Origin of the sequence: Actinomadura sp. 1N219, from assembly GCF_044326405.1 — a bacterium.
In the GTDB taxonomy this organism is placed as follows: domain Bacteria; phylum Actinomycetota; class Actinomycetes; order Streptosporangiales; family Streptosporangiaceae; genus Spirillospora.
Genome location: NZ_JBIRAY010000010.1, coordinates 391,733 through 411,529, shown reverse-complemented (window position 1 = coordinate 411,529; position 19,797 = coordinate 391,733). Strand labels below are relative to the sequence as shown.

Genomic DNA, 19,797 nt, shown 5'->3' with positions numbered 1-19,797 from the left:
TTCAGGCGCCCCGTCGCACGGAGTTCCCGGCGAACTCCCCGGCCGCGGCGGCCTCGTCCGGCTCGTCGAGGACCAGGCGCCCGCTCTGCCCGTAGAACGCGACCGGGTTGCGCCACAGCACGGTCTCGACCTCGTCCGGCCCGAAGCCGCCCGCCAGCATCGCCGCGCCGACGGCGCGGGTCTTGAGGGGGTCGCTGCGCCCCCAGTCCGCGGCGGAGTTCACCATCATCCGCTCGACACCGTAGTCGCGCAGGACCGCCACCATCCGGCGCTCGTCCATCTTGGTGTCGGGATAGATCGAGAAGCCGGCCCAGCATCCCGACTCCACGACCATCGCCACCGTGAGCTCGTTGAGGTGGTCGAGCACGACCCGTCCGGGATCGAGCCCCGCCTCCCTGACGACGTCGAGGCTGCGGCGGGTACCGGCGATCTTGTCGCGGTGCGGGGTGTGGACCAGCACCGGCAGCTCGAACCGGTGCGCCAGGTCGAGCTGCCGCTGGAACGCGTCCTCCTCTGCCGCCGTCATCGAGTCGTAGCCGACCTCGCCGACCGCGACCACCCCGTCCTTGGCCAGGTAGCGCGGCAGAAGGTCCAGGACGTCGCGGCATCTGGGGTCGCCGGCCTCCTTGGGGTTCAGCGCGAGCGCGCAGTGGTGCCGGACGCCGAACTGCGCCGCCCGGTACGGCTCCCACCCCAGCAGCGAGTCGAAGTAGTCGGCGAACGTGGCCGGGGACGTCCGCGCCTGGCCCATCCAGAACGCGGGCTCCACGACGGCGCGGATGCCTGCCGCGTGCATGCGCTCGTAGTCGTCCGTCGTGCGCGAGGACATGTGAACGTGCGGATCGAAGATGCGCATCAGTGCTCTCCTCTCGGTCCCCGGCCGACCGCCGACCGGTCGTGGAGGCGTTCTGCGACGGCCATGACGTCCGGGCCTATCGACCGGCCGGCGGCGTGCCGTTCGCGGACGAGGTCGTCGAGCATGCGGCCGAGTCCCCCGTCGGCCCGCCGCCACAGCCCCGGCACCCTGTCCAGGGGGAGGCCCGCGAAGGCGCACTTGAGCACGGCCTGCCGGTAGGCGGCGTCGTCGAGATGGTCGGCGGCGTACGGACCCATCGCCGCCTCGATGAGGCGGACGTCGTTCGTGCGCAGCGCGTCCCGGACGAGGGGCAGCCCGGCGTCGCCCAGCCCTCGATGCCGGTCCAGTGATGCGAGCCCGCGCAGGACGGCGATGCGTTCGGCGCTGTCCCCGTGGTCGTAGAGGTCGCACGACCGTGCCGCCAGCGCCTGCCCGCGCAGCGCGAGGGCCAGCAGCAGGCGGACGCGTACGGCCTGGTCAATGCTCCAGCCAGGCCATCGGGGGACGGCGGCGCGTCCGCACGCCCGCCTCGCGACCGGGAACAGGGCGGTGATCGCGGTTGGATCGGCGGCGCAGCGGGCGACCGCCGCGTCGAGCCAGCGCCCGGCGGTCTCCGGCAGTTCCCGGTGCAGGATCGCGTCCAGCGTGCGGGCGTCCGGTATCGGTTCAGGCTCCAACGCCGCTCCCCCGCATGGCCCGGCGGAGATGGTCGAGCGACCGGCGAGCGACGTCAGGCGCGTCGTGGCCGTGCCTCGGCAGTTCCACCCCGACCAGCCCGCGGTACCCGGTCTCGGCCAGGGCCGCGAGCACCGGAGGGAAGTCGATCTCCCCCTCGCCGAACTCCAGATGCTCGTGCACTCCCCGCCGCATGTCCTCGATCTGCACGTTGACCAGGTGCGCTCCGGCGCGCCGCACGCACGCGGGCACGGGCTCGGGCTCCAGGCAGCGGCAGTGACCGATGTCGAGCGTCAGGCCGAACAGCCGCGGCCCGCCCAGCAGGTCCCGCAGCCGCTCGAATCCGTCGATGGTCTCGACGAACATGCCGGGCTCCGGCTCGAACCCCAGCGGGACGTCGTGCCGTTCGGCCTCGTCCAGGACGGTCTCCACCCCGGAGACCAGCCGCGTCCACGCCACCCGCTCCGGCAGCCCGGCGGGAACGGCGCCGCTCCAGAACGAGACCGCCTCGGCGTCCAGATCCGAGGCGATCCGCACCGCCCGCCGCAGCAGGTCGATCCTGTCGGCCGCCTGCTCGGGCGGGCAGAGCAGGGTGGGACGGTGCTTGCGGTGCGGATCGAGCAGGTACCTGCCGCCGGTCTCGACGACGGCGCGCAGGCCGAGCCGGGAGAGCAGGGCGGCCAGCCGGTCGACCTCCCGCGCGGCTCCCGGCGCGTAGGGGTCGAGGTGCGCGGCGTCCAGAGTCAGCGCGACGCCGTCGTAACCAAGGTCGGCGAGTACTCGCACTGCGTCGTCCAGCCGGTGGCTGCCGAACCCGTTGGTCCCGTACGCGAGCCTCACGTCGGGGACACCTTCCGGCCCAGCAGCCTGGCCAGCGGGCACGCCGCCGCCACGGCCAGGGCGGGGAGCGGACGTCCCCGCCCCGCGATCAACGCCGCCTGCAACAGGGGGAGGCCGAGGATTCCCGCCGACACCGCTGTGCGTGTCGTGCCGGGGTCCGGCGTTCTGATCGCCCGTAGCTGAGGTCCGCTCACGGTCACCGCGTAGGCGGCCAGCCGTCCGAGGACGGAGATCCCCCGGTCGCCCTTGCGCCAGGCGAGCGCGGCGGCCGCGGCGGTTCCGGTCAGCGCGATCGCCGCGGACGCCGGACGCCCGCCGGTGACCTCGCCGCGGCTGAGGACGGTGATGCCATAGGTGTGCGCCGCGACCGACGCGGCCGCCCGGACGGCGTCGGCGCTGGCCTCCGCGTCGGCGTCGGCGCCGAGCAGGACGTCCAGACCACGCGCCGCGGCCATCGCGGCCGGGCCCAGCGCGGTGTCCTTGAGCTTCAGGTCGTAGGCCCAGACCACAGCGGCGAGCGGGACCGCCGTCCCCAGCACCCGCCGCCGTCCCGACAGGGCGGCGGCCGCCAGCCCGGCTCCGGTGAGCGCCACCGCGATCGCGAGGGCCTCCCCCGGCCGGACCCGCCCGGACGGGATGGGACGCTCCGGGCGTTCCTTCGCGTCGATCGCGCGATCGGCGTGGTCGTTGAGCGCCATTCCCGCCCAATAAAGGCACACCGAGGACAGCATGGGGGCGATTCCCGTGGCTCCCCCGGCGAGCGAGTCACCCGGCAATGTCAGCGCTGCGGGAGCACGGGTCAGCTCAATGAAATCCCTGGCGTTCACGCGCCTTCCCCCGCTGCGGAGGACGGGAACGAGCGGAAATCGATGTCGAGGCGTTCGGGCGTTCGCGGCAGCCAGGACGCCGCCAGCCGTCGCACCGTCTCTCGCGGAAGCGGCGGGTTGACCCGGTTCGGGTTCGGCTTGGCCGCGAGCTGGACCGCGGACGCGAACGCGTTCAGCGGGATCAGGGCGCGCCAGCGCGGCCGGTCGATCTCCAGGAACATCATCGCCCTGGCGAAGATGTGCCACGTCCGGTAGGGCATCGGCGGGTCTCCGTCCATCGTGTGGACGCCCTTGCGGCGCGGGTCGTACAGCACGCCTTCCCCGAACCAGCGGAACGCCGAGACGAGGGCGGGGCTCCCCGGCGGGTAGAAGGCGTCGAAGACGTCCAGCTGAACCCGGGACAGCACCTGGAGCGGCCGCCGTGCCGCCGCCACATACGAGACGAAGTCGCGCGGGTAATCACCCGACTTGATCACTTCCAGCCATTCGAGGACGACGGCGCGCTGCCATTTCTCGCCGAGGGCTTCGGCGAGCGCGGCGTAGGCGTCCTTCAGCTGCTGCGGCTGGTTGAACATCGTGACGTCGTCGAACCGGTACCAGAGCTCGTTGGCCCTGCGGTCGCCGAGCATTCCGGGCACGGGCGGGAACTCCGGGCCGGCGCCGGCCGAGACAGCGCCGGCCGAAAGAGCGCCGGCCGAGAGAGCGCCGGCCGCGGCCGAGGGAGCGCCGGCGGCGAGCCCGCCCCCGCCGAGCATCGTGGCGGCCGTGACGCCCAGGGCCCGCTGAAGAACCTGCCGTCGTCCGGGCTCAAGAGACGCCATTGCCCGCGCTCCAGGGGTAGGGGTCTGCCTGAAAGTCGGTGTCGAGCGTTTCGGGTGTCCGGGGCAGCCAGAACGCCGCGAGCCGTCGCACCGTCTCCTGCGGCAACGGCTGGTTTTCCTTCTTCGCGTCTGGCCTCGCCGTCGATTGGGTCGCCCAGGCCAGCGCGACGCGAGGAGCGAGTTCCCGCCACCGCTCCCGGTCGATGTCGTGGAGCATCATGGCCCGCAGGTAGGCGTGCCACGTGTGGTAGCCGCGCGGTGGATCGCCGTTCATGGTGTGCGCGCCCTTGATGCGCGGGTCGTACAGGACGCCCTGCCCGAACCAGGAGAACGCCGCGTCCAGCTGCGGGCCGCCACGGTCGTAGAAGGCGTCGATGACACGGAGCTGGGTCCGGGACACCACGTCGAGCGGTTGCTTGACGGGCGCGGCGAAGGCGGTGAAGTTGTCCGGGTACTCGTCGCTCTTCACCATCTTCAGCCAGATGTCGGCGATGCTTCCCTGCCCGACGCGGTCGACGTTGGCGCGGAGGGCCGCGTACGCCTCCTTGAGCTCGGCCGATGGGCGCACGATGGTGTCCTGGTCGAACCGGTACCAGAACTCGTTGGCCCGCCGGTCGCCCCGCATGCCCGGGACGGGCGGGAACCAGGCACGGCGCGCGGGGCCCGCCGCGTCGGCGGCAGCGGCCGCGTTGGCCGTTCCGGCCGGTGCGAGGGCGGTCGCGGCGGCGACGGCCAGCGCGTTCCGGAGGACCCGCCGCCGTCCGGGGTCAGACGGTCTCATGGCTCACCACTTCCGCGGCCGTTTCGTCCAGGTCGTCACGCACGTCATGGCTCTGGATCCAGGAGACGTCCTCGACCAGGGACCGCGTCGCCGCCGCCGAGCCGGGCCGCTCCGCCGAGTCGGGCCGCTCCGCCGGGCCCAGCCGCTGGGACCCGCCGTCGCGTGACGCCGCCTGCACCCGTGCCGTGTGGGGACGGCGGATCGCCTCGTAGCGGCGCAGCGCGTCGGCGAGCCGGAGGTGCCTCGCCCCGCCGGGGCCCGCGTCGGCCGCCGCCCGGGACAGGCAGTGGCCGAGGACCACCGCGTCCTCGATGGCCTGGCTCGCGCCCTGGCCGTGGTGCGGCAGCATCGGATGCGCCGCGTCGCCGAGCAGGGTGACCAGGCCGGTCCCCCACGCCGGCAGGGGCTCCCGATCGTAGAGCGCCCAGCATCCGGCCTCGTCGACGGCGGCGAGGAGCGCGCGGACGTCGAGCGCCCAGCCGGCGAACGCTGCTCTGACCTCGTCCGGATCCCCTGTGGAGCTCCACGATTCGGGGCGGCGCCCGGCGGACGGGACGACCGCGACGAAGGTGAGGAAGCGCCCGTCCCTGACCGGGTAGCACAGGAGCCGGGAGCGCGGGCCGGCCCAGATCAGGACCGTGTCGCGGGGTATGCCGTCGAGCCGCCCGGCCGGGACGAGCCCGCGGAACGCGCTCATTCCCGAGAACACGGGCGCGTCCGGCCCGGCGACCGCACGGCGGATCACGGAGTGGACGCCGTCGGCGGCGACGAGCACGTCCGCGTGTGCGGTGCCGCCGTCGGCGAAGGTCAGGCGCACGCCGTCCTCGCCGAGGTCGTGGAACCCCGTGACCCGCCGGTTCAGGTTCAGCTGTCCGGCCGGGAGCCGTTCGGCCAGGAGGCGATGCAGGTCCGGCCGGTGGACGGTGTAGAAGGGCGCACCGAACCGGCGTTCCCAGGCGTCGCCCATGTCCTGGCGGGTGAGCGTCCGTCCGCCGGCCCAGTCGCGCACCTCCAGCGCGGCCGGTCGTACGGCGACCCGCGCGAGCGGCTCCGACAGCCCCCAGCCGCGCAGGATCCGGCTGCCGTTGGAGGCCAGATGGAGCCCGACCCCCACCTCTCGCAATTCGGAAGCCTGCTCATAAACATCGACCCGCACGCCCTCGCGGTTCAACGCCATTGCCGCGGCCAGGCCGCCGATTCCAGCGCCGGCTATCGCCACCCTGAGCGTATCCATCCCCCGCCCCCCAGGTCGTCGTCCAGTGATGCGCAACCCTACTGAGGATCACTTTCACTCGGCTTTCACCAACGGGCGCCGGATAAATGTGAAAAGTCCCGAGATAATGGACGACCTGACGCCTATTCGACGGGCTCCGACTTCTGGTCGAGAAAGCCGCTGACGACGGCGTGGTAGTCGTGCGGGCGTTCTTCCTGGAGGTGGTGCGCGGCGCGGTCCATCACGTAGAGCTGGCCGCGCGGGACCATTCGGGCGAGCATCAGCGGGTAGTCGGGTGTGAGGAACGCGTCCTGCATTCCCCAGCAGAACAGGACCGGCGCCTTGATCTGGCCGAGTTCGGCGGTGAGGTCCTGCCAGTCGCCGCGGGGGCTGTCGGATCGCGCCGCCAGCTCCATCTCCTCGGGGTCGACGCTCTGCTCGTAGCGCATCGCGACGGTCTCGTCCGGGATCGCCTCGGGGTCGAACCATTCCAGGCGCGCCATGAGTTCGCGCATCTTCGCCGGGCTCGGGCCGTCGCCGCCGTAGTAGGCGTCGCGGGCGTTGCGGCCGCGGCGGCCGCCTTCGGGGAGCGGTGCCAGGGGTCCGTAGAACACGGGCATCGATCCGGTGACGACCAGCGATCGGACCCGCCCGGGATATTTCGCCGCGAGGTTCAGGGCGATCGTCCCGCCCCAGGAATTGCAGACGAAGTCGGCGCGCTCGATGCCCAGAGCGTCGAGGAGGGCCAGGGTCTTGGCGGCGTGGAAGTCCCACATCGGGCCTTCGATCACGCATTTCTCTGACCGCCCGTATTGGAGTGTGTCCACCAGCAGGCATCGGCGGTTTTGAGCGAAAAGCGAGGCCACCGGGCCGAAGTCGCTCCAGGCCGTGCAACCGGGGCCGCCTCCATGCAGGAAAACGGTCGGCGCGCCCTCGCCCATCTCGATGTAGTGGTAGCTGACACCGTCGGCTTCCGCTTGCATCACAGTTCCTTTCTCATAGACCGGTTCAGGAACTCCAGCGACAGCGGGTTGTACAGGTCGGCGCGCTCGTGCTGGGGCCAGTGGCCGCATTCGGAGAACAGCTCCAGCTGTGATCCGGCGATGGCCTCGTGCATGGCCTGCGCCTCGGGAACGTCCCCGAACGGGTTCTGGCGGCCCCACACGATGAGGGCGGGGGCGGTGATGCGCGCCATCCGGTCGGGGCGCAGCAGGTTCCGCTGCCGGGTCTCCATGTCCTGGAGGCACAGCAGGTTGTGGACGTTCGCGACGAAGTCGGGCTGGTGGTAGATCCGGTGCCGGATCGCGACGAGCTCTTCGGACACGTCCTTGGCAGGGTCGTGCATCAGCAGGTGGAGCCGCTCGCGGGTGAGGCCGGCGTCGTCGGTCCGCACCGCCTTCAGGGTGGACGCGCGGATGCGTTCCATGATCTTCGGGTCGGCCTTGGTGCCGCCCGCGGCGAGCAGTTGCAGGGACGCGACCCGGCCGGGTTCCTCGCTCGCCAACCACGCCGCGACCCAGCCGCCGAGCGACTCGCCGACCAGATGGGCGCGGCCGACTCCGGCGGCGTCCAGGTAGGCGGCGAGGTGCTCGACGTAGCGGGGGATCTCGTAGGGGTGGTCGGGTTTGCCGGTGTAGCCGTGGCCGAGCATGTCGATGGCGTGGCACCGGAACCCGGCGGCGGCATGGGCGGGGACGTTCCGGACGAAAGCCTCCAGGTGCCCGCTGGTGCCGTGCAGGAACACCAGCGGCGGCCCGTCCTCGGGGCCGGCGACCAGGGCACGCGTCCGCACGCCTCCCGCGTCAGTGCGGGACAGCCGGTAGTCCACGTCCGCGAGGTCGGTCCAGATCGTCATGTGGTGGGCTCCTTGCGAGCGGTCGGGTCGAGCACGGCCACGGCCATGCCGGTGAGCCAGTCGTGGACCGGCTCGTAGGCGAGCCTGCGGCCGGGGGTGTGGCCGAGGGCGGCGGCCATGAGCAGCCAGGTCCGGATCTCCTGTGCGCCGTTGCCCGCCGTCCGTTCGAGTTCGTCGGTCCCGACGGCGCACATCCGGCTCGTCCGGCCCGTCTCGATCAGGTCGAGGAAGTCCTCGTCGAAGGCGGTGTTGATGACGCTCGACGCAGCGCGGATGATCTCCCGGCGGCGGGTGTCGTAGCGCGCCCAGTCGCCGCGGCCGTTCAGCCACGCCGCCACCATGAACTCCTCGTCGTCGCCGTGCGGGTCGCGCCAGTCCGGCCACGGCAGCCGGTGCGAGAGGCCGCCGGAGCCGATGACGGCGACGCGCCGGTCGCCGGGGAACGCGTGCACCGCCGCGCGCACCGCCCCGCCCAGGGCCTCGCAACGCGCGGTGGTCGGCAGCGGCGGCGCGAACACGTTCACCACCAGCGGGACGATGTCCACGTCGAGGCCGTCCAGCAGGTACTGGACGGCGTGGGACTGCCCGTGGTCGATCTGCAGCCGGGCCGAGAACGCCGGGTCGAAGCCGTCCTCCACCAGCGAGGCGGCGAGGTGGCGGGCGAGCGGCACGTCCACGGGCAGCGGGCCCTTCGGCGTCCCGGACTCGCCGCTCGCGACGCACTCCCCCACGCCGACGGTGAACGCGGGGATCAGGTCGAGCCAGAAGCCGCGGAAGTGGTTGGACCCGGCGATCACGACCGTGTCCGGACGGGCCGCCGCGAGCAGGTCCCGCGCCTCGTGGAGGGCGTCGCGGAAGCGGGTGGCCTCGTCCTTCTGGCGCGTCCGGTCCCAGTGGGTGTTCATCAGCGTGCTGTGGGACGCGCCGACGCCGAGCACGATCTCACCGGGCATCGCGCACCCCGATCACGTCGATCGCCACCCGGATCAGCAGCCGCGTCAGCCGTTCCATCTCGCGCAGGTCCACGGTGTTCATGCCCATCTGGAAGTCGCTCGCCGGGTCGGCGCCCAGGTCGGCGGTGCGCGCCTTGGGCATGCCGATCCGGACGGCCGGGATTCCCCGGGAGCGGAGGATGTTGGCGTCGGTGGCACCGGAGTTCCCGGTGACCGGCTCGTGCGGGCGTCCTTCGGCCTCCTCGAAAGCGGCCACTGCCGCGCTGACGACGGCGTCGGACGGGTCGGTGCGCGTCCCCGGGATAGCCAGCACCATCTCCCAGGTGATCTCCGCGCCGGCTGCGGCGGCGATCTTCTCGATCGCCGCCCCGAACTCCCGCCTGGCCGCCGTCGGCGGCAGATCCGGCGGCAGCCGCAGGTCGCAGCGGAACCGGCAGGCGGCCGGTGTGACGGCGGCCATCCGCATCCAGCCGCCCTCGATCGCGCTGACGACGCCCTGCGGCGCGACCGTCCCCGACGTGTGCCGGACGGCGTACTCCCCGAACCACGCCTCCAGGCCCGCGACGACCTCCCCGGCCAGCGCGATCGGGTTCCGGTACGGGAGCCGATGCCTGCTGCCGACGTAGGTGTGCGTGCCGTGGACGGTGACCTCGAACCACGCGAGCCCGACCTCTTCGTGCGACACCGTCCAGCCGGGCTTGGCGATGACAGCGTGGTCGGCCCACAGCCCCTGCTCCAGCAGGAACGAGCAGCCGACGCCCTGCCCGGTGTGGCGCCGGGCGTCGCCGTCCAGGCGGAGGGCGTTCGTCGGCATGCCGCCGGCGCCCAGGCCGACCAGCAGATCGCCCGCGAGCGGCACGCCGGCCGCCGCGATCGCCTCCGCGGCCGCCATGACGCACGCCGCGTGCCCCTTCGGGTTCCCCGCGCCGAGCCCGACCACGTAGTGGCCGCGGACGACGGGATCGGGACGCATGTCGGGCCGCAGCACCGGGCCGATCCAGGGGATGTCGTCCTCGCTCCGCCCGGTCGTCAGCGTGTCGATCGGGGCGTAGAGCATCAGGTCCCGGCCCGCCGAGGCGCCGGGGAGCCGCGCCCACGCGGACGACTGCCGGTCGTCCAGCGGCAGCGTCCCGGCGCGCAGGCCGCCCTTCGCGAGTTCGGACGCCGCGTGCTCCGCCAGCGGGCCCTCGTCCCCCGTCGGGCTCGGGATCGCGACGAGGCCGGTCACCAGCTCGCGGAGCCGCTCGTGCCCGACCCGCTCCCGGGCGGCCTCGATCCAGCTCACGGGTCGATCCGGTGGACCTGCGTCCGGCTCGTCCGCGCCAGCCGCCATGCGACGCCCAGCAGGGCGGCCACGGCGACGATCACCAGTGCATGCCGCATCAGACCTCCTTGGTGATCTTTGCGAGCTTGGCCTTGTACTCCTTCTCCGCGAGCCCGCGCCAGGCCGTCAGCGACACGTCCGGACGGTAGAGCTGCTCGGGCGGCGCGTCGGTCACGTCGACCATCCAGGCGTCCTGGCCGGAGAACTGGCCGTGGAACAGCCAGCGGATCCAGCCGAGGTACTTGGCGTAGAACGCCGGCGTCCCGGCCCCGCGCACGAAGTCGACCATCACGCCCACGTACCGGTGCCGGTCAGCATCGATCGGGACGTAGAACTCGTAGTGGATGAACTTCGGATAGGCGATGCGCAGCACGCCCGGCATCGACACCGACGCGAACCCCGGGAACTCCTGCGCGGCGATGACCGGATCGACCTTGGTCGCGGCCCCGGTGTTGCCGATGTTGGACGGTGCGCCGCCGTCCTTGGCCACGGGCGGGCTGAGCTTCCACCACCGCTTGTTCGTCCAGTGGCCGAGGCCGGGGAAGTCGGCCTCCCAGAACTGCTCTTCCTGCTTGCGGTAGATCCAGCGTCCACGCTGGACGATGCGCGTCGTGTTCCAGGTCGGCATCGCCTTGAACAGCCGCCACAGCGACGTCCGATGCAGGTATTTGGCGTGCCCCTCGTCGTAGCCGTTCTCGCACGCGAACCGCCAGTTCCCGGTCCGGTCGTCCATGCGGCCGCCCATCGCGAACGGGTTGCCGACCAGCTCCTCGGGCAGCTGCTCGTCGATCGGGTGCGGCTCCTCGTCCGCGATCGGGACGTAGACCCACACCATGCCCAGCCGCTCGGCCACCGGGTACGTCGCGACCCTGGCCTTGCCGCAGATCGGCGACCGCGGCCCGTCGGTGATCGCGGCGACCAGCTCCCCGTCCTTCAGGTCGTAGGTCCAGCCGTGGTACGGGCAGCTCAGCGTCCCCGGGAACTCCCTGCGGCCCAGCGACAGCGGCACGCCGCGATGCGGGCAGCGGTCGTGCAGCGCGTACGCGGCGCCGCCGTCCCGCACCAGCGCGATCTTGTCTCCGCAGAGCGTGATGCCCGTGGGCCTGCCCGTCACGCGGCTGGACCAGGCGACCGGATACCAGTAGCCCCGGAATCCCGAGGCGGCCGCGTCGTAGTGCGGCCAGGTCGACCAGTCCCGGCGTCCGCGCGCTCCCCGCTGCGTCTGTGAATCGGCTCGTGTCACGTTTCGATGTTCGAGCGCGGCCCCCGCGCGCCCAAGGAACTCGGTCCGCCTACCGGACCACTTTCCTCGGGCGGCCGCTTCGGCCCCTCACCGGTTCAGCGGCCTTGACCGCCGCCGACGCCAATGCATAATGGACGGTCGGTGATCAGATAGATGATCGGTCAAAGGCGTTTCGGCGCTCTATGTGGAACGTATTCACACTGAAAAACCCGCGCCCCTCTGAAAGGTTCCAGAAGTTGGGCGGTGGTCTATTTTAAGGGGGCTTTGCGTAGACCCCCACACAGGAGCCGCGATGTTCCCCCGACGCGCCGGCATCTTGGTAGGCGCCGTTCTGGTCCTGCTTTTCGGGATGGCCCTCCCCGCCGCAGCCGCCCATCAGTCCGACAGCTCTCCGGCCGCCCTGGCCGGGCCGCCGATCATCGGCGGCTCTTTCGCCACCGACGCCGAGGCCCCCTGGGCCGCCTCGATCTACCGCAGCACCGGATCGTTCACCTGCTCCGGGACGATCATCGCCCCGACCTGGGTGCTGACCGCGCGGCACTGCGTCAGCAGCGGCATCAGCGTCCGCGTCGGCAGCGTCTACCGGGGCCGCGCCACCCAGGTGGCCGTCGCCAACTACCAGGTGGCGCCGCAGGGCGACCTGGCCCTGGTGCAGCTGTCCACCGCCCACAACACGACCTTCTCGCAGCTGGCCGACGCCAATCCGCCGAACGGCTCGACCAACCAGATCTGCGGCTGGGGCTACACCAGCTACAACGGCCCGATCTCGGAGCAGCTCAAGTGCGCCGACGTCCGGGTCACGTCCACGTCGTGCCGCGACTATCACAGCGGCCAGGCGATCTGCAGCAGCAGGATCACGGGCAACGCCTGGAGCGGCGACTCCGGCGGCCCGCAGCGCTACAACGGTCAGCAGGTCGGCGTCGCCTCCACCGCCGACGGCCAGTCGACGCAGACCTACGGAAGCGTGCCCGCCAGCCGCGCCTGGATCCGTTCCGTAGCCGGCGTCTGACCGCCCGGACCGCCCGGCCGGAGCCTTTCCGGCCGGGCGTTTCCGCGTCGTCCCCCACCGCACTCCCCCCGGGGCGCGCCCTTAGTCGGTGCGTTCAGTCGGTGGGTTCTTGGAGGTCCAGGTGGGTTTCGATTGGGATTCCGCCGGCCAGAGAGCGGGCTACCGGGCAGCGTTGGGTGTGGCGGTCGTGGGCCCGTCTGACCTTTGTTTCGTCCACGCCGGGTGAGAGGCGGAGCCGATATCGGACGGTGATCCGGGCGATCCTCAGGACGCCGCCGTCGTTGACGATCTCGCCCTCTCCCTCGGCGACCAGGGCGCCGTCCGCGGTGGATTGGCCGAGGGCCCCGAGCATTCCGCCGAAGGTGCCGGTGAGGCAGCCGGTGGCGGCGCCGACCACGTAGTCCAGGGTGGTCGCGTGCGGTTCGATCTGGTCCATCGGGACCTGGTAGTGCTCGGCGACGGGGCCGTGCATCCCCATCGGGACGGGGCCGCCGTCCACCGGGACGGTGACCAGCTTGGTCCGGCCCGGCGCGGGGACGACGGAGACCCGGGAGCGCTCGACGATCGGCGGCGGCCCGGCGGCGGCGCTCATCGGCCCGCCGCCCCGGAGAGCAGGCCGTTCGCCGCGAGCCAGGACCTGACCCGCTCGACGACCTCGGCCCGGCCGTGCTCCTGGTTGACCATGTAGTGGTTCAGTCCCGGCATCTCGACGAGGGTGGAGCGGTCCGAGCCGATCGCCTCGTGCATCAGCCGGGAGTTGTCGGGCATCGCGCCCTGGTCCGCCAGCAGGCTGCAGATCAGCACGGGGACGGTCGTGTGCGGCAGTGCCTCGACCGCGTCCGCGCGGGAATGGCGGAGGCTCCACGAGCTAAGCCAGCTGCGCAGCGTGTGGTACCGGCCGAGGCCCGCGCCCGCCTCGTTGGCGACCCGGGGGTCGCCGTACATGCTGCCGGCCTCGCGGTCGCTGGGGTCGATGGCCAGGTCGACGAACCGCGGGTCGGCGACCGTCCGGTGGACGACGAACGCGCGGTCGCCGACGCCGAGCGCGGTCAGGCGGGCGAGCTCGCGTTCGGCCCAGTCGCTGATCCGGTCCATGCGGGCGTGCTGGGCCTTGCGGTACTGCCGGACCCAGTCGGGGTCGAAGGGGGGCTTGCGTCCAGGGGCGAACAGGTCGAGCTCGGGGTCGCGGCGGTCCGGGTCGGACTCGTCCAGGACGGACGGGTCGATCCAGCTCGCGAGGAGCCTGCCCCGCCCGGCGTGCGCGGCGAGGAGCAGGACGGCGTCGGCCGGTTCGAGGCCCGCCTGGGTCAGGTCCGGCGGGTCTCCGGCGGGGGTGGCGGTGACGGTGGGGTTCTCCGCCTGGCTCTGGTAGTACGCGACGGCGGGGCCGCCGCCGCTGAACCCGGCGAGGACGACCCGCTCGTAGCCGAGCTCCTCCTTCATCCAGCGGACGGCGGCGCCGATGTCCAGCACCACGTTCTCCATGATCGTGGTGGCGTCGTTGCCGACGTACCGGGTGTTCAGCCCGAGCACCGGCAGCCCCGCCTCGGCCAGGGGCTCCAGCATGAAGTGGGTGAGGAAGTTCGACGTCGGGTGCATGAAGATCAGCCCGACGTCCCGGGCGGCGTCGTCGCGCCGCACCAGGTTGCCGTGAATGCGCGGATAGTGCCTGGCCAGGCCCGAGTGGATCTCGATGCGGCTCGCGGTGGTGCCGGGGTCCATCGGGATGGCCTGCAGCTGGTGGAGCAGGGTCATGCGGTCACGGCCTTCCAGGTGCATACCGATTATCGGTTAAGGGACGCGTATATTGAACACTGTCGGGTCAAGCGGCGCGGAGTGTCAAGTGACCGCGAGGCCCGGCCCGCCGCCCCGGCCGGTCGGTTGACAGGGGAGACGGCGGAAGGAAGTCTGTAACCGTTAGACGAACATAGTAACCGATTATCGGTGTGAGGTGGATCGTGGGGGAACTGCCGTCCCTGAGCGAGCGACTGCTGGCCAAGGCCGCGTCGGTGAACCGGCCGGACGAGGCGAAGAAGGCGATCAACGACGCGCTCGCCGAACTGGAGCGCGAGGGCGTCGCGCCGGGGCTCCGGCTCGGCGAGACCGCGCCGGACTTCACGCTCCCCAACGCGGTGGGCGACCCGGTGCGGCTGGCCGACCGGCTCGCCGCGGGACCGGTGGTGCTCACCTTCTACCGGGGGACGTGGTGTCCCTATTGCAACATCGAGCTGCACGCCTACCAGGAGGCGCTGCCCGCGTTCCGCGCGGAGGGGGCGCAGATCGTCGCGGTCAGCCCGCAGGCACCGGACGACTCGCTGGACATGCGCGACAAGCACGGTCTGGAGTTCGACGTGCTCTCCGACCTGGACCAGGACGTGCTGACGTCCTACAAGGTCCGGTTCGTCTTCCCGGCGGAGGCGCTGCCGTACCTGCTCGACGGGACCGCCAAGGCGCTGGCGAAGCAGCAGCCGGACGGCGACTGGAGCCTGCCGGTCCCGGCCACCTTCGTCCTCGACCCGGACGGGGTCGTGCGCGCCAGGCACGCCACCATGGCCTACCGCACCAGGATGGAGCCCGCCGAGGCGCTGCGCGTCGTCCGCGAGATCAACGACGCCCGCCGAGACGGGGCCCGGCGATGAGCGTCGTCACCGAGGTGCGGGCGCGGGTCGCCCGGGTGCCGCTCGGCGCGGGCCGCGGCGGTTCCGGCGCGACGCAGGTCGACCTCCTGCTGGTGACCGTCACCGACGACGAGGGCGCCTCCGGGACGGGCTTCACCTACGCGCTCACCGGCGGCATCGAGGCGGTGCACGCGCTCACCACCGGGCTCGTGCGCGAGCAGGTGGTCGGCACCCGGCTCGACCACTGGCCCGCGACCTGGGAGAAGATCTGGTTGCGGACCCACCGGCTGGGACGCGGCGTCGCCCTCCCGGCGCTGTCCGCCGCCGACATCGCGGTGTGGGACCTGCGCGCCGTCCGCGCCGGGCAGCCGCTCTACCGCTTCCTCGGCGCGCACCGCGACCGCGTCCCGATCTACGGCAGCGGCCGCGCCACCCATGCGATGAGCGTGGACGAGCTGATCGAAGGCTCAAAGGCGTACGTGTCCGAGGGCTACGACGCGGTCAAGCTGCGGGTCGGCGCGCGTCCGGCCGCGGAGGACGTGGAGCGCGTCGCCGCCGTCCGGGCCGCCCTCGGCGACCGGATCCGGATCATGGTCGACTGCAACGAGCGGCTCGACCTGCCGACCGCGCTGTGGATGGGCAGGAAGCTGGCCGACCTCGGCGTGTATTGGATGGAGGAGCCGCTGGTGTCCGACGACGTCGCGGGGCACGTCCAGCTCGCGGAGCGGGCCGGGCTGCCGATCGCGGTCGGCGAGCACCTGCACGGGCGCTTCGAGTTCGCCGCCTACCTGCGGGCGGGCGCGGCGTCGGTGCTGCAGCCGGACGTCCCGCTGACCGGCGGGGTCACGGAGTGGCTGCGGATCAGCGCGATCGCCGAGCCGTTCGGCGCGGTGCTGGCGCCGCACTTCCTGCCGGAGCTGCACGTCCACCTCGCGGCCGCGGTGCCGAACTGCCCCACCGTCGAGCACTTCCCGCTGATCGACGACGTGCTGACCGAGACCGTCGCGATCAGCGGCGGGCACGCGACGCCTCCCGACCGTCCGGGCCACGGCATCCGCTGGGACCCGGACGCGCTGGACCGCCATCACATCGAGCTTCCCGAGGAGTGAACATGAGCAAGCCATTCGCGTCCACCGCCGACACGGCGGAGAAGACCGAGACGCTGGAGGTGCTCGCCGACGGCGTCTACGCCCTCACGACCGGCGGCGACCCGAACGTCGGCGCGATCGAGGGCGAGGACTTCCTCGTCTGCTTCGAGGCCCGCGCGACCCCGCTGATGGCGCGGCGCTGGCTCGACCGCCTGCGCGAGCACACCGACAAGCCGGTGCGCTACCTCGTCCTCTCGCACTACCACGCGGTGCGGGTGCTGGGCGCCGCCGGGTTCGACGCGGAGATCGTCGTGACGAACGCCGAGACCAAGCGGCTGATCGGCGAGCGGGGCGCGGAGGACTGGGCCGTGGAGTTCGGCCGGATGCCGCGCCTGTTCGAGGGGCACGAGGAGATCCCCGGGCTGACCTGGCCCACGCTGACCTTCGCCGACCAGATGTCCATCGAGCTGGGCGGCGACCGCGGCACCGTCGAGCTGGGCTTCGCCGGACGGGGCCACACCTCGGGCGACATCTACGCCTGGCTGCCGAAGCAGCGCGTCCTGTACGCGGGCGACCTGGTGGAGAACGGCTCCGCCGTCTACACCGGCGACGCCTACCACCAGGAGTGGAGCACCACCACGCTGGACGCGGTGAAGGCGCTGCGCCCGGAGATCCTCGTCGGCGGGCGCGGCGACATCGCGCACACCGCCGCCGAGAGCGCCCAGGCGGTCGAGAGCACCCGCGACTTCCTGACCACTCTGCTGCGCGCGGTCGGCGAGGTGCGCGACAAGGGCGGCTCCCGCCGCGACGCCTACCGGGCCGCGCGCGAGGCGCTGCTGCCCGTCTACGGCGGCATGCCCGTGTTCGAGCACGCGCTGGTGTTCGACACCCAGCGGGCGTGGGAGGAACTGGCCGGCGAGCCGCCCGCCATCTGGACGACGGACCGGGACCACCTGGTCTGGGACGAACTCACCGGCTGAAGGACGAGAACATGGTCTTCTACCGCAGCGCGGGCGAGATCCCGCGCAAGCGCCACACCCGGTTCACCGGGGCGGACGGCGCGCTGCTGCACGAGGAGATGCAGGGCGAGGAGGGGTTCAGCTGGACGCAGTCGTTCCTGTACCACCGCAAGGCCCCCACGGTGATCACGTCCGCGACGTCCGTCGAGCTTCCGGACGAGGGGCTGGTCGACAACGCCCCGCTCCTCCCCCGCCACCTGCGCACGCGTGACCTGAAGCCGGGCGGCGACCCGGTGCTCGACCGTCGCGTGCTGCTCGGCAATTCGCAGGTGCGCGTGTCGTCGGTGTGCGCGGACCGGGACGGCGTGCTGTACCGCAACGCGTCAGGCGACGAGCTGGTGTTCGTCGAGGGCGGCTCGGGAGTGCTGGAATCCGCCTACGGCACCCTCGCCGTGACCAGCGGGGACTACGTGGTGATCCCCACGTCCACTACGCACCGCTGGGTGCTGGACGGGCCGGAGCTGCGGCTGCTGGTGATCGCGGCGGCCGATGGCGGGCACGTCCGTCCGCCGAAGCGATTCCTGTCGCCGATCGGCCAGTTCCTGGACGGCTCGCCCTACAACGAGCGGGACCTCCGCGCCCCGGCCGAACCCCTCCCGGACCGGTCGGGCGAGGCGGAGGTCTTCGTCCGCCACCGGGGCGGCATGACCCGCTACACCTACGCCCACCACCCGTTCGACGTGGTCGGCTGGGACGGCTACAACTACCCTTACGCGCTGTCCATCCGGGACTACACGCCGTCGACGGGCGCGCTGCACCTGCCGCCGCCCACCTACATCACCTTCGAGGGCCCCGGATTCGTCATCTGCTCATTTGTGCCGCGCATGTTCGACTATCACCCGGACGCGGTGAAGGTGCCTTACAACCACGCCAATGTCGACTCCGACGAAGTGCTGTTCTATTACGAGGGCGACTTCATGAGCCGGTCGGGCAGTGGAATCGGCCAGGGTTCGATGTCGCTCCACCCGGCGGGCTACATCCACGGCCCGCAACCCGGCAGCGCTGAGAAGAGCCGGGACGCGGTCCGCACGGAGGAGTACGCGGTCATGCTCGACACTTTCCGTCCGCTGCTCCTGGGCGCCGCGGCGACGGAGATCGAGGACCACGACTACGCGTGGAGCTGGGCACGCGGCGAAGGAATCCACGTGGACGCCTGACGCCCCAGACGCGAATGGGCCCCGCCACATGGTGGCGGGGCCCATTCGTCGTCCCGGAAAAGCGTGTGAGGGCCGCCGGCCATGAGATGGCCGGCGGCCCTGAGACTGCGTGTGAGCGACGCCGTCACACGAGCTGGGGAGTGGCCTCCACGGTGGTCCGGGCCTGCCCGCGCAGAACGTGGATGGAGACGAGGCTGATCAGCGCGAGCGCTGTGAGATAGACGCCGACCCACAACGAGGAACCGGTCGTCCCCTGCAGCCAGGCCGCGATGAAAGGCGCGAAACCTCCGCCGAAAATGGCGCCGACCTGGTATCCCAGAGAAGCGCCGCTGTAGCGGACGTCGGCATCGAAGAGTTCCGCGAAAAGGGCGGCCTGCGGCCCGTAGGTGGCGGACAGTCCGAGCGCGGTGACGACGACCGCGACGACCATCAGCGGAATGGTCTTCGTGTCCAGCAGGACGAAGAACGGAATCGACCACACGAGCAGCACGAGCCCGCCGCCGAGGAACACCGGGCTCCTGCCGACGCGGTCGGACATCGCGGAGAAGATCGGCAGCGTGACCAGCCACACGAAGCTGGCGACAAGGACCAGCGTGAGCATCGTGTTCTGGCTGAGCTTGAGCGTCTTCGTCCCGTAGCTGAGCATGTAGACGATCATCACGTAGCCGATGGCGTTGTTGGCGAGGAAGGTCCCGCCGGCCAGCAGCAATTGCCGCGGGTTGTTCTTGATGACCGACAGCAGCGGATTCCGCTGGACGCCCCGGGATTGGCGTTCCTCGAACTCCGGAGTTTCGCCGATCTTGGCCCGGATGAGCATGCCCGCCGCCACGAGCACGATGCTGCCCAGGAAGGGAAGCCGCCAGGCCCAGTCGATGAAGCCCTGCTTTCCGGCCGTGGCGAGAATGAGCAGGAAGACCGAGTTGGACAGGATCACTCCGGCCGGAACTCCCATCTGCGGGAAGCTCCCGTAGAAGCCGCGCTTGCCGGCCGGTGCGTTCTCCACGGCGAGCAGGACCGCGCCGCCCCACTCGCCGCCGACGCCGAAGCCCTGCAGGAACCGCAGCAGCACCAGCAGGATCGGCGCCCAGACGCCGATGTCGGCGTAGGTGGGCAGCAGACCGATGGCGAAGGTGGCGCTGCCCATCAGCAGCAGGGAGAGGACCAGCATCGACTTGCGTCCGACGCGGTCGCCGAAGTGGCCCATCAGCGCGCCGCCCAGCGGCCGGGCGAGGAAGCCGACCGCCAGGGTGCTGAACGCCGCGAGCGTCCCGGCGAGGTCGGACGACCCGGGGAAGAACTGCGGCGCGAACACTAGCACCGCGGCCGTGCCGTAGATGAAGAAGTCGTACCACTCGATCGCCGTGCCGACGAGGCTGGCGAGCGCGACGCGCCTGAGGTCGCGGGGTGTGGGTGGGGTGGGGACCGACATGCGCCGCCTTTCGCCGAAGTCTTCACCGATAATCGGTTTCGTAGACCGGATAGCGAGAGCATGCACCGTGACGGCGGCCACTGTCAACG

The 19,797-nt window shown here is 71.7% G+C and carries 20 protein-coding genes; 5 read left to right on the top strand and 15 right to left on the bottom strand.

Annotated features, from left to right (window positions below; genetic code table 11):
* Position 1 precedes the first annotated feature (1 nt).
* The 12 genes from ACH35V_RS29150 to ACH35V_RS29095 form a co-directional block, all read right to left on the bottom strand.
* The gene (locus tag ACH35V_RS29150) at positions 2-856 is read right to left on the bottom strand and encodes a TatD family hydrolase (RefSeq protein ID WP_395977014.1); all 855 of its coding nucleotides are present in this window, start codon (positions 854-856) and stop codon (positions 2-4) included.
* Entirely contained in the window at positions 856-1,533 is a 678-nt protein-coding gene (locus ACH35V_RS29145) for an EboA domain-containing protein (RefSeq protein WP_395977012.1), read from the bottom strand. Before ACH35V_RS29145 ends, ACH35V_RS29150 begins: the two co-directional genes overlap by 1 nt.
* Positions 1,523-2,371: a sugar phosphate isomerase/epimerase family protein gene (locus tag ACH35V_RS29140; protein ID WP_395977010.1), complete on the bottom strand. Its 849-nt coding sequence runs from the start codon at positions 2,369-2,371 to the stop codon at positions 1,523-1,525. Before ACH35V_RS29140 ends, ACH35V_RS29145 begins: the two co-directional genes overlap by 11 nt.
* Complete coding sequence (locus ACH35V_RS29135; protein ID WP_395977008.1) at positions 2,368-3,198, bottom strand: SCO3242 family prenyltransferase; 831 nt, start codon at positions 3,196-3,198, stop codon at positions 2,368-2,370. The genes ACH35V_RS29140 and ACH35V_RS29135 overlap by 4 nt, the downstream gene beginning before the upstream one ends.
* Entirely contained in the window at positions 3,195-4,019 is an 825-nt protein-coding gene (locus ACH35V_RS29130) for a hypothetical protein (RefSeq protein ID WP_395977006.1), read from the bottom strand. Before ACH35V_RS29130 ends, ACH35V_RS29135 begins: the two co-directional genes overlap by 4 nt.
* Positions 4,006-4,800, bottom strand: a complete 795-nt coding sequence (locus ACH35V_RS29125) for a hypothetical protein (RefSeq protein ID WP_395977004.1) — start codon at positions 4,798-4,800, stop codon at positions 4,006-4,008. Before ACH35V_RS29125 ends, ACH35V_RS29130 begins: the two co-directional genes overlap by 14 nt.
* A complete protein-coding gene (locus ACH35V_RS29120) occupies positions 4,787-6,034 on the bottom strand; it encodes an FAD-dependent monooxygenase (RefSeq protein WP_395977002.1) in 1,248 nt (415 codons plus the stop codon). Before ACH35V_RS29120 ends, ACH35V_RS29125 begins: the two co-directional genes overlap by 14 nt.
* Before the next feature lie 122 nt (positions 6,035-6,156).
* Entirely contained in the window at positions 6,157-6,996 is an 840-nt protein-coding gene (locus ACH35V_RS29115; protein WP_395977000.1) for an alpha/beta fold hydrolase, read from the bottom strand.
* Positions 6,996-7,868 (bottom strand): alpha/beta fold hydrolase, encoded by an 873-nt coding sequence (locus ACH35V_RS29110; protein WP_395976998.1) that lies wholly within the window; start codon positions 7,866-7,868, stop codon positions 6,996-6,998. The genes ACH35V_RS29115 and ACH35V_RS29110 overlap by 1 nt, the downstream gene beginning before the upstream one ends.
* Positions 7,865-8,821 carry a hypothetical protein gene (locus ACH35V_RS29105; protein WP_395976996.1) on the bottom strand — a complete coding sequence of 319 codons (957 nt, stop codon included), beginning with the start codon at positions 8,819-8,821 and terminating at the stop codon, positions 7,865-7,867. The genes ACH35V_RS29110 and ACH35V_RS29105 overlap by 4 nt, the downstream gene beginning before the upstream one ends.
* On the bottom strand, positions 8,811-10,106 hold the full coding sequence (locus ACH35V_RS29100) for a hypothetical protein (RefSeq protein ID WP_395976994.1): 1,296 nt from the start codon (positions 10,104-10,106) through the stop codon (positions 8,811-8,813). The genes ACH35V_RS29105 and ACH35V_RS29100 overlap by 11 nt, the downstream gene beginning before the upstream one ends.
* 97 nt (positions 10,107-10,203) lie before the next feature.
* Positions 10,204-11,388, bottom strand: coding sequence for a Rieske 2Fe-2S domain-containing protein (locus tag ACH35V_RS29095; protein ID WP_395976992.1), 1,185 nt, complete (start codon positions 11,386-11,388; stop codon positions 10,204-10,206).
* Positions 11,389-11,680: 292 nt separating this feature from the next.
* On the opposite strand from ACH35V_RS29095, the gene ACH35V_RS29090 reads away from it, so the two are divergent.
* Complete coding sequence (locus ACH35V_RS29090) at positions 11,681-12,397, top strand: S1 family peptidase (protein WP_395976990.1); 717 nt, start codon at positions 11,681-11,683, stop codon at positions 12,395-12,397.
* Between the two features lie 94 nt (positions 12,398-12,491).
* On the opposite strand, the gene ACH35V_RS29085 is transcribed toward ACH35V_RS29090, so the two are convergent.
* Together ACH35V_RS29085 and ACH35V_RS29080 are read right to left on the bottom strand one after the other, a co-directional pair.
* Positions 12,492-12,989, bottom strand: a complete 498-nt coding sequence (locus ACH35V_RS29085) for an OsmC family protein (protein ID WP_395976988.1) — start codon at positions 12,987-12,989, stop codon at positions 12,492-12,494.
* Positions 12,986-14,152, bottom strand: a complete 1,167-nt coding sequence (locus tag ACH35V_RS29080; protein ID WP_395976985.1) for an alpha/beta hydrolase — start codon at positions 14,150-14,152, stop codon at positions 12,986-12,988. The genes ACH35V_RS29085 and ACH35V_RS29080 overlap by 4 nt, the downstream gene beginning before the upstream one ends.
* A 203-nt stretch (positions 14,153-14,355) precedes the next feature.
* Between ACH35V_RS29080 and ACH35V_RS29075 the strand changes: the two genes are divergently transcribed.
* The 4 genes from ACH35V_RS29075 to ACH35V_RS29060 are packed head-to-tail and all read left to right on the top strand — an operon-like array spanning position 14,356 to position 18,279.
* On the top strand, positions 14,356-15,036 hold the full coding sequence (locus ACH35V_RS29075; protein WP_395976983.1) for a peroxiredoxin family protein: 681 nt from the start codon (positions 14,356-14,358) through the stop codon (positions 15,034-15,036).
* The gene (locus ACH35V_RS29070) at positions 15,033-16,124 is read left to right on the top strand and encodes a mandelate racemase/muconate lactonizing enzyme family protein (protein ID WP_395976981.1); all 1,092 of its coding nucleotides are present in this window, start codon (positions 15,033-15,035) and stop codon (positions 16,122-16,124) included. Before ACH35V_RS29075 ends, ACH35V_RS29070 begins: the two co-directional genes overlap by 4 nt.
* Positions 16,125-16,126: 2 nt before the next feature.
* Positions 16,127-17,083, top strand: coding sequence for an MBL fold metallo-hydrolase (locus ACH35V_RS29065; protein WP_395976979.1), 957 nt, complete (start codon positions 16,127-16,129; stop codon positions 17,081-17,083).
* Between the two features lie 11 nt (positions 17,084-17,094).
* Positions 17,095-18,279 carry a homogentisate 1,2-dioxygenase gene (locus ACH35V_RS29060; RefSeq protein ID WP_395976977.1) on the top strand — a complete coding sequence of 395 codons (1,185 nt, stop codon included), beginning with the start codon at positions 17,095-17,097 and terminating at the stop codon, positions 18,277-18,279.
* A 124-nt stretch (positions 18,280-18,403) separates the two neighbouring features.
* On the opposite strand, the gene ACH35V_RS29055 is transcribed toward ACH35V_RS29060, so the two are convergent.
* On the bottom strand, positions 18,404-19,708 hold the full coding sequence (locus ACH35V_RS29055; protein ID WP_395976975.1) for an MFS transporter: 1,305 nt from the start codon (positions 19,706-19,708) through the stop codon (positions 18,404-18,406).
* Positions 19,709-19,797: the final 89 nt, after the last annotated feature.

Excerpts from the sequence above, each read along its gene's own strand:
- ACH35V_RS29120 (WP_395977002.1), bottom strand. The coding sequence starts at position 6,034 with ATGGATACGCTCAGGGTGGCGATAGCCGGCGCTGGAATCGGCGGCCTG.
- ACH35V_RS29125 (WP_395977004.1), bottom strand. The coding sequence starts at position 4,800 with ATGAGACCGTCTGACCCCGGACGGCGGCGGGTCCTCCGGAACGCGCTG.
- ACH35V_RS29070 (WP_395976981.1), top strand. The coding sequence starts at position 15,033 with ATGAGCGTCGTCACCGAGGTGCGGGCGCGGGTCGCCCGGGTGCCGCTC.
- ACH35V_RS29130 (WP_395977006.1), bottom strand. The coding sequence starts at position 4,019 with ATGGCGTCTCTTGAGCCCGGACGACGGCAGGTTCTTCAGCGGGCCCTG.
- ACH35V_RS29065 (WP_395976979.1), top strand. The coding sequence starts at position 16,127 with ATGAGCAAGCCATTCGCGTCCACCGCCGACACGGCGGAGAAGACCGAG.
- ACH35V_RS29090 (WP_395976990.1), top strand. The coding sequence starts at position 11,681 with ATGTTCCCCCGACGCGCCGGCATCTTGGTAGGCGCCGTTCTGGTCCTG.
- ACH35V_RS29060 (WP_395976977.1), top strand. The coding sequence starts at position 17,095 with ATGGTCTTCTACCGCAGCGCGGGCGAGATCCCGCGCAAGCGCCACACC.
- ACH35V_RS29055 (WP_395976975.1), bottom strand. The coding sequence starts at position 19,708 with ATGTCGGTCCCCACCCCACCCACACCCCGCGACCTCAGGCGCGTCGCG.
- ACH35V_RS29105 (WP_395976996.1), bottom strand. The coding sequence starts at position 8,821 with ATGCCCGGTGAGATCGTGCTCGGCGTCGGCGCGTCCCACAGCACGCTG.
- ACH35V_RS29080 (WP_395976985.1), bottom strand. The coding sequence starts at position 14,152 with ATGACCCTGCTCCACCAGCTGCAGGCCATCCCGATGGACCCCGGCACC.
- ACH35V_RS29150 (WP_395977014.1), bottom strand. The coding sequence starts at position 856 with ATGCGCATCTTCGATCCGCACGTTCACATGTCCTCGCGCACGACGGAC.
- ACH35V_RS29110 (WP_395976998.1), bottom strand. The coding sequence starts at position 7,868 with ATGACGATCTGGACCGACCTCGCGGACGTGGACTACCGGCTGTCCCGC.
- ACH35V_RS29115 (WP_395977000.1), bottom strand. The coding sequence starts at position 6,996 with ATGCAAGCGGAAGCCGACGGTGTCAGCTACCACTACATCGAGATGGGC.
- ACH35V_RS29085 (WP_395976988.1), bottom strand. The coding sequence starts at position 12,989 with ATGAGCGCCGCCGCCGGGCCGCCGCCGATCGTCGAGCGCTCCCGGGTC.